A 3,180-nucleotide genomic window follows, 5' to 3' on the forward strand; every position below is an offset into this window, starting at 1 on the left:
CCATGTGGCGTCATCCATCGACATGATGCGTTCCGCGATACTGTCATTGCCACTCATGCTGACGCTCCCTGCTTCGCGAAAATCCCGAAACCTGCAACAGACAAGATCAGGGGACAAGAACCACCTGCAAGGTCCGCTTCAAGCGCCCTCGCCTCATGACCTGAACGACCCAAACGGGGTCGGAAGCTGCCAGCCCATTGTGGGATGGTCCGTCGATCCAAGCGCCGACCCTCAGCGGCCCAGCGGCCTAATGCGCGGCCTCGGCCCGGACTGGGTCGATCCCCTCAGCGAAACCGCACATCCGTCACGCCGTCCAGCGCCTTGATGCCGCCGGCGACTTCGGCAGTCAGGCGGTAGGTGCCACGCAGCTCGATCTCGTATTCGCGGCACCGCCGTCCGGAATCAAGAAACGGGCGTCAGTACCCACCGCTCATCATTTGAGCCTGACAAACTCGGCAAGCCTTACCGCCTTGTTCAACTCGGTCCCGTACTTAGGAGAAATACCAGCGCGGGTTGCTAGCTCCACCTTCGACATGTTCCTAATTTGGTCAGCGAACTCGATTCCAAAAACATGGATGGCTACAACCTTACTACCATCCCCAGCGGAACTGTATCGCTCGCTAAGCAACTGAGCGGCATCTTCAATTCGCAATACGTCCTCCTCAGTGAAACCGCACATCCGTCACGCCGTCCAGCGCCTTGATGCCGCCGGCGACGGCGGTGGTGAGCAGATAGGTGCCGGGCAGTTCGATCTCGTATTCGCGGGCGCCGCCCTCGCGGATGACCACGAAATTGACGCTCCCCTCCCCGCCCCGCTTGAGCTGCGCAGCGATGGAGCCGAGCGGCGCGGCGCTGGCGGCGAACACCGTCAGGCGCCGGTCGATCTTTTCGGCCATGCCCTCGATCAGCTCGGCTGACAGCAGGCGCAGGCTGACGCCTTCGGCGCGTTCATCAGCCCCCACCTGCAGGATCACCGACTTGCCCGGCTGCAACAGGGCGCCGAACTGGCTGATCTGCTCGGAAAAGGCGATCACCTCAAAGCTGCCGGACTGATCGGACAGCGTCAGGATCATCATTGGCGTGCCCTTGCGGGTGCGGCGATCCTGCCGCCCGCTGATCGTGCCGGCCAGCCGTCCGGCCGAGGCGCCATCCTTGACGGCCCGCTCGAAATCGGCCCAGCGCTGCACGCGCAGCTTGTCGAACATATCGGCATAGGCATCGAGCGGATGGGCCGAAAGGTGAAAGCCGAAGGCACTCAGCTCGCGGTCGGCCCGCTCGGTGGTGCTCCAGTCCGGCACGCCTTCGGGCAGGCGCACGGTTTCGGGTTCCCCGGCATCGAACATGTTCCACTGCCCCTCATTGCGCTCGGCGGTCAGCGACTGGGCCATGCCCATCACCGCCTCGATGGCGGCAAAGGCCACCTCGCGCCGCGGCACGATGGCGTCAAAGGCGCCGGCATTGGCCAGGGTTTCCAGCGTGCGCTTGGAGAGCACGCGCGGATCGACGCGGCGGGCGAAATCGCCCAGATCGGCGAACGGGGTATCGCCGCGCACCTCGACGATGTGCTCGGCCACCTGCCGACCCACGCCCTTGACCGCGCACAGGCCATAGAGAATGGCCTTGTCCTTGACCGAAAACACCACCTGCGAGCGGTTGACGCAGGGCGGTACCAGCTCGATCTTGTTGCGCTTGGCCTCGCTGCGGAACTCGGCGAGCTTGTCGGTATTGCCCATGTCCAGCGTCATCGACGCGGCGAGGAACTCGTGCGGGTAATGCGCCTTGAGATAGGCTGTCTGATAGCTCACGAGCGCATAGGTCGCCGCATGGCTCTTGTTGAAGCCGTAATTGGCGAACTTGGCCAGCAGGTCAAAGATCGTATCGGCCTGGCCCTGCTTGAGCCCGTGCCGGATGGCGCCCTCGCGGAACCGCTCGCGCTGCGCATCCATTTCGGACTTGATCTTCTTGCCCATGGCGCGGCGCAGCATATCGGCTTCGCCCAGCGAATAGCCCGAGAGCAGCTGGGCGATCTGCATCACCTGCTCCTGGTAGACGATGATGCCATAGGTCTCGTCGAGCACCTTGGAGAGGTCCTCATGGGGATATTCCACATCCTCGCGCCCGTGCTTGCGGTCGCAGAACATCGGAATATTGTCCATCGGACCGGGGCGATACAGCGCCACGATGGCGATGATGTCCTCGAAGCGGTCGGGCTTCATGTCGAGCAGCGCCCGACGCATGCCGGCGCCCTCGACCTGGAACACGCCAAAGGTGTCGCCGCGGGCATAGAGGTCGTAGGTTGGCTTGTCGTTGATCGGGATGTCTTCAATGCGGAAGCTGCCACCATCCAGATTGACCATATTGACCGCGTATTGCACCGTGGTCAGGGTTTTGAGGCCCAAAAAGTCGAACTTGACCAGCCCGGCGGCCTCGCTCCACTTCATGTTGTACTGGCACACCGGCATGTCCGAGCGCGGATCGCGATAGAGCGGCGCCAGGTCATGCAGCGGCCGGTCGCCGATGATGATGCCCGCGGCATGGGTGGAGGCGTGGCGGAACAGGCCTTCCAGCACCTTGCCGATGGCCACCAGATCGGCCACCGTTTCGTCCTCATCGGCCATCGCCTTGAACTCGGGGACTTCCTTCATGGTGCGCTCGATCGACCACGGATCGGCCGGGTTGGCCGGCACCATCTTGCAGATGCGGTCAACCTGGCCATAGGGCATCTGCAGCACACGACCGACGTCGCGCAGCACGGCGCGGGCCTGCAGCGTTCCGAAGGTGATGATCTGGCTCACCTGCTCGGTGCCATATTTGCGCTGCACGTAGCGAATGACCTCTTCGCGCCGGTCCTGACAGAAGTCGATGTCAAAGTCGGGCATCGAGACGCGCTCGGGATTGAGGAAGCGCTCGAACAGCAGATTATAGGCCAGCGGGTCGAGATCGGTGATGGTGGTGGCATAGGCCACCAGCGACCCCGCACCCGAGCCACGCCCCGGCCCCACCGGAATGCCCTGCGCTTTTGACCAGCGGATAAAGTCAGCCACGATCAGGAAATAGCCGGGGAATTTCATGGAGGCGATGATGCCCAGCTCGAACTCCAGCCGCTCCCAGTATTCCGCTGCCGTCTTGCCCGGCGCCGGGCCGGGGGCCGCAAGGCGATTGCGCAGGCCTGCTTCGGCC

Annotated in this window: 2 protein-coding genes; both read right to left on the reverse strand. The window is 63.4% G+C overall.

The genetic code is table 11. The features are described 5' to 3' along the window. Window positions 1-433: 433 nt before the first annotated feature. Window positions 434-652, reverse strand: a complete 219-nt coding sequence (locus tag Q8O80_RS18245; RefSeq protein WP_305581904.1) for a hypothetical protein — start codon at window positions 650-652, stop codon at window positions 434-436. Window positions 653-662: 10 nt separating this feature from the next. Continuing rightward, window positions 663-3,180 (reverse strand): DNA polymerase III subunit alpha (gene dnaE / locus Q8O80_RS18250; RefSeq protein WP_305581906.1); only part of this gene is annotated, 2,518 nt, incomplete at its 5' end.

This window comes from Devosia sp. (assembly GCF_030689745.1).
Lineage (GTDB): Bacteria > Pseudomonadota > Alphaproteobacteria > Rhizobiales > Devosiaceae > Devosia > Devosia alba.